At 47.4% G+C, this 4977-nt stretch carries 6 protein-coding genes and 1 pseudogene; 3 read left to right on the top strand and 4 right to left on the bottom strand.

The annotated features are described in order from the left end of the window. From B7L72_RS07335 to B7L72_RS07320, 4 genes and pseudogenes are all read right to left on the bottom strand, one after another. On the bottom strand, positions 1 to 892 hold an 892-nt coding region (locus tag B7L72_RS07335), incomplete at its 3' end, for a LysR family transcriptional regulator (protein WP_044630788.1). A 21-nt stretch (positions 893 to 913) separates the two neighbouring features. Next, positions 914 to 1351, bottom strand: a pseudogene (locus tag B7L72_RS07325) (ISL3 family transposase); the annotation flags it as partial. A 41-nt stretch (positions 1352 to 1392) separates the two neighbouring features. Further along, positions 1393 to 1530 carry a hypothetical protein gene (locus B7L72_RS18525; protein ID WP_161793472.1) on the bottom strand — a complete coding sequence of 46 codons (138 nt, stop codon included), beginning with the start codon at positions 1528 to 1530 and terminating at the stop codon, positions 1393 to 1395. A 62-nt stretch (positions 1531 to 1592) separates the two neighbouring features. Continuing rightward, the gene (locus tag B7L72_RS07320; protein ID WP_044630787.1) at positions 1593 to 2294 is read right to left on the bottom strand and encodes an ATP-binding domain-containing protein; all 702 of its coding nucleotides are present in this window, start codon (positions 2292 to 2294) and stop codon (positions 1593 to 1595) included. 259 nt (positions 2295 to 2553) lie between these two features. On the opposite strand from B7L72_RS07320, the gene B7L72_RS07315 reads away from it, so the two are divergent. The 3 genes from B7L72_RS07315 to B7L72_RS07305 all read left to right on the top strand — a co-directional run. Continuing rightward, positions 2554 to 2802, top strand: a complete 249-nt coding sequence (locus B7L72_RS07315; protein ID WP_044630786.1) for a hypothetical protein — start codon at positions 2554 to 2556, stop codon at positions 2800 to 2802. Beyond that, positions 2799 to 4316 (top strand): sodium:solute symporter family protein, encoded by a 1518-nt coding sequence (locus B7L72_RS07310; protein WP_044630785.1) that lies wholly within the window; start codon positions 2799 to 2801, stop codon positions 4314 to 4316. Before B7L72_RS07315 ends, B7L72_RS07310 begins: the two co-directional genes overlap by 4 nt. A 7-nt stretch (positions 4317 to 4323) precedes the next feature. Further along, positions 4324 to 4977: carbon-nitrogen hydrolase family protein (locus B7L72_RS07305; protein ID WP_081193472.1), on the top strand; the 654-nt coding region annotated here is incomplete at its 3' end.

The following is a 4977-nucleotide window of genomic DNA, read 5'->3' as shown; positions in this document are numbered from 1 at the left end:
ACGCTAAAGTTCCAAATTGGCAAATTTCATCAATGAAGCAGCTTGCCGCTCTTATTAAATGGCGGCCAGGTTTCTTGCAGATTATCGTAAAGCATTTTAGCATCTCGTCTTCATTGATTTTTATTGACTTAAGATTGGCAGAATGGTCTTTTTCCACCACGCAAAAATGGGGCAATATTGTAACTCCATTAGAGCCCTCTATGTAATGCTTTATCATTTCAATGCTATCTAGCTCGAATCTAATATTTAGTTCTATTCCAAGCCCTTTTGTTGCGACTTCAATTATCTGACGTGTTAAGAATTTATGGTTTAATATTGTTATCTCATGGCCTTCAAGCTCGCTTAAGCCAATTGCCTTTTTTGTAGCCAGCGGGTGACTTTTTGGTGCAACAACGGATAGTCTAGTATCAAAGTATTTTATGGCCTCAATATCACTTGGGATTTTTGTGTCCATTACAATCCCAAAGTCAATTTCGCCAGATCGAATGGTGTCATAAACAGAGTCACTCCCTAGTATTTTACCACTAAATCTTACATTTTCATGAGAGTTTTTAAATTCCTTGATGCGGGGAAAAAGCAACTCTTTAGTGACACCTTCAATTGTGGCATAATGAATAGTTCCAGAAAGTGTTCCATTCATTTCGTCAATTCTTGATCTTGCAATTTCTATTTCTCTAATTGTTTTTTCCATATGGTGCGCTAATATTTTTCCTTCCTCTGTAAGCTGTATTCCTGATGCTAGCCTGTCAATTAGTTTCGCCTTGAAGTTATGCTCTAGACAGGATATCTGTCTGCTAATCGCAGAGGGGCTAATATGAAGAATATCGGCTGCTTTTCGGACTGATCCGACTTTGGATACTGTTAAAAAATATTTGTATGTAGTTATGTGCATTTTTTTCGGTTCTTCGTCACTTTATGTGGATTTGGCCTGGTCGAACAGGCGGCCCACCGGGCTACCAATCAGGTAGATCATGGCGATGAAGTTGGCCTTGTTCCGGTAACCCCGTGCGCGTGACCGAGCCGCCTGAAACAGACCGTTCATGCCTTCCAGTCGTGCGTTCGTCAGTCCCGAAATCCAACGCCTGACCACCGCATCGGCGTGACGCTCCAACGTCGCCAGGGCTTTTGCCATCGGCTTCAGCAATGGCTTCTCCGAGACTGCCACCTTCATGACCTTGAGGTAGTTCGTGATGCGCCATCGAGCCGCGCGTGGCGTCGGCGCCTTCTGGATCCAGCTCAGCTTCTCCTTGATCACTCAGGAATCGGACGTGGCGCTCTGATCGGCGAGCAGTTCCTGGAGCGCCGCCAGTTGCTTAGGTGTCAGATTCTCGTTTTCCAGGCTCTTCAGAGTACAAAATTCCACATATCTCCGCGATTATTTTTCGGGGGGGATTACCGGGTGTCCATGCCCTCGATGGCCAACGGCCCGAGGTCGGACAGGCGGAAATGGGCGGAGCGCACTCCCTTCCCCTGCTTGCCCAGCGGGTCGACGGGCTCATGGATGATCTCGATGGGGGCGTGGTGTGGCATGGATAGACGTTCTGCGCAGCCTCCAGGGAGGGTGAAGGGGCGCTTACGCGCTTTGGGTAGACTTATCGCCCCATGGCGCGCTCATGGCTACGCTGGGAGCGCTCCCTGTTCGCTGGTTGCTGGTGATGCTCGATGCCTTTCTGTCCCTGGCTATCGCCCGGCACTACCTTGTCATGCTCGGGCTGCTTGACCTCTTTGCCATGCTGGCAAAGCTGCTTGAGCTCCAGGGCCGTACTCTTGTCGGTGCTGCGGCGGATGGCATCAGGCAGCGACTTGGTGCTGTCGGTATACACCTGGGCCTCATGCCGGGCGCGGGACATGGCCACGTAATAGACCTCCTTGACCGTGGCGTGCGATTTGGAATCGAGGTTGGCAAACACCCGGTCAGCGGTAAGCCCCTGCGAACTGTGAACGGTGGTGGCATAACCGTAGGTCATGGGGAGCGGCTGCTTGTTGTCCAGCTTCACCACCTTGCCCTGGCCGTTCTCGATCAGGACGCTCTCGGGCTGCACTGCCTTGACGCGGTAGCGCTCATGGGTGCCAAGGTCACGCTCGGCCACATTGCGGCTGATTCGCACATGATCGCCGGGAGACAACTCGGCCTTTTCCACCGCATAGACCGATAGCTTGGTGCAACGCGCAGGCGAAAAACTCATGACCTCGCCATTCTCCGCCTTGACCGTCAGGCGGTTGCCGGGGCCGGTGTCCATGACGCGGTACAGCTCCCCGCGCTTGAGGCCCACGGCATAGTCGCGCTCTGGCACGATCACCGCGCCTTTCTCGTAGTAGCGGCTGTGCTTACGTTCCTCCTGGGTATTGAGGAGCCGAGTGCGCTAATCGTGCATGCTCGGATCTGTGGGGGGGCCGGGTCGAGCAATCGCCCAGTCTACCCGACTAACTCTTGAGGGTGTGCGCTTTATGGCAACAGACCGTTCTGATTTTTCTATTTTTATTAACGCTTTCTACCGACTACTCTCAGAATGATCTTTGTTAAATTCACATCCACTTGATGAAGGATTAATAATGAGTACAAAAAGTAAAAGGAAGCTATTGTGGTCAGTTGTGTTGGCTGCGCTATTGGTAACATGGCTTCCATATTTTGGAATTTTTAATTCAGCTTCCATGGTGATGGGATTGCCACAGCCTTTGGCTGTGATGATTGCATCCAACGTAGTGCTTACGATTTGCGTCATTCTTACTTATCCCCTTTATTTTAAGCCTTTTATTAGAAAGCTTGAAGAAAAGCCTCTGCATGAGGAGGGGGTGAAATGAATAATGCACTGACGGCTGCAATATTGGTCGCGTTTATTTTGGCTTTCATACTGGTGTCATATCTTTCTAAAAGGAGCCCGCAGAAATCTTACGGAAGTTCGTCAGAAAACTTTATCATTGGTGGTCGTGGAATAGGGACGATAGTTCTGGTTTTGTCGATGGGAGCTACGTATTTTTCAACCTGGACTCTTTTAGGTGCATTCGGCGCATATTATAGATCTGGAGTTTGGTTTGCGGGTTTTGCTGTTTGGACAATTTTTCATGCGATTTTCATATGGTTGTTCGGGGCTAGGATTTGGTTGGCAGGGAAAAAATATGGGTTTATAACTCCGGGTCAAATGATTAATCATTATTACAAGAGCAACAGGCTTAGAATTTCAGTTGCTTTAGTCGGAATAGCTGCTTTAGTACCTGTAATGCTTATACAGGTTATCGGTGGGGCTAGAGCACTTGAAACCCTTACAGATGGTGCAATTCCATACATTGTTGGAGTCACCGTTACATCGGTGATGGTGGGCGTTATTGTTCTGTGGGCTGGCTTTAAAGGTACTGCATGGACCGACTCTTTCATGGGTGTGTTTTTTGCATCTATTTTGATATTTACAGCATTGTACGTATTAAATATTTCTGGTGGAACTGAGTTGTTTAATCAGGTATCACAGTATAAGCCTGAACTTAACGTGGTTTCAGGAAACCCTCTTGGAATGTTGGAGCTGTGGCTTGGGCTGGGATTTGGTGCTTGGGTCCTTCCCCATATGTGGCAAAAGTTTTATTCTGCTTCATCAGCTAAAGTTCTTGGAAAAGTGGCTATGGCCACACCTTTCTGGAATTCATGGATGATGGCTATTATTCCCCTTGTGGTTGGTATGGCGGCAGTTATTCCTGGAGTTGCTCCTGGCGTAAATATGGACAATAGCGATACGATCCTTCCGCAAATATTCAATTTTCATTTTCCTGTTTTGGGCGCTTTTGTTGTGGCAGGTATTCTTGCAGCAGCAATTTCCACTATTAATAGCCAGCTTCTTTCCTCAGCGAGCCTAGTTGCTGAAGATATTGTAGATACTTTGACAAAGGAGGATATGACAAGTAAGAGGGTCACTTGGGTTACAAGAGTTGTAGTCCTATCTCTTACGGTAATAATATTTGTGCTTGCAATGCTTCCAAGCGGTGCAGGGTTTTTGGTTCCAATTGCTTCTTTAGGGTTCGGTCTTGGTCTTCAGCTTGTGCCTTCGGCTTTAGGCATGCTGTATTTTAAATCGGTCACGGAAGCAGGAGCGTTTCTTGGCTTGGTTCTAGGGGTTGTTGTTATGGCTCTCATAGCAATTACCCAAATAGACATTCCTGTTGGACCAGGCATTGCGGGAATTATGGTCAATATAATTGTAACGGTCGCTGTAAGCAAAGTAACCAGAAAGGTTCCTGAGTCTTCAGTGAAAGATTTCCATGATATGTTCAACGAATATATGAGAGATAACGCTGAGCAAGTGGTTTATTCAGACGAGAAAAAGGCTTGAGGTTTTTATGAAAGATAAATTGAAAGCTGCAGTAGTGCAAGATTCTAGTATCCCTTTTGATGCTGAAAAAACAGCCAGAAAAGCTTGTCGCCTAATCGAAGAAGCAGCGAGTAATGGAGCTGAGTTGGTGGTGTTTCCGGAGGCATTTTTAGGCACCTACCCCAAAGGCCTAACCTTTGACTCACCAGTCGGAAAACGACACCCTGAAGGGAGGAGGGACTACCTTAAGTATTATGATGGCGCAGTTGAAATTGATGGGGCTGAGATAGACGATATTGTCTCTACTGCAAGGGAAAACAATATCTTTGTGGTGATGGGAATCATTGAGAAGGGTGGAAGTACTCTTTATTGTACTGTGGTTTTCATCGACCCGGAGAGTGGGGTTGTTGGTAAGAGGCGAAAGCTTATGCCAACGGGATCCGAGAGACTTGTTTGGGGTTTTGGTGACGGATCAACGCTAGATGTAGTTGAGAGTGATCTAGGTGCAATAGGTGCGGTAATATGTTGGGAAAATTATATGCCATCCTTGCGCGCTGCTATGTATGGCCAGGGTGTTGAAATATACTGCGCTCCTACTGCTGATGATAGGGATACCTGGGTATCTACAATGCAACATATAGCTATGGAAGGTCGGTGCTTTGTTCTTAGCTCCTGTCAATTT

Source organism: Halomonas sp. BC1, from assembly GCF_002078135.1.
In the GTDB taxonomy this organism is placed as follows: Bacteria; Pseudomonadota; Gammaproteobacteria; order Pseudomonadales; family Halomonadaceae; genus Vreelandella; species Vreelandella stevensii.
This window is presented reverse-complemented; position numbering and strand designations above follow the sequence as displayed.

Bases quoted from the DNA above. Each gene is read 5' to 3' on its own strand.
- B7L72_RS18525 (WP_161793472.1), bottom strand. From the start codon at position 1,530: ATGCCACACCACGCCCCCATCGAGATCATCCATGAGCCCGTCGACCCG.
- B7L72_RS07310 (WP_044630785.1), top strand. From the start codon at position 2,799: ATGAATAATGCACTGACGGCTGCAATATTGGTCGCGTTTATTTTGGCT.
- B7L72_RS07315 (WP_044630786.1), top strand. From the start codon at position 2,554: ATGAGTACAAAAAGTAAAAGGAAGCTATTGTGGTCAGTTGTGTTGGCT.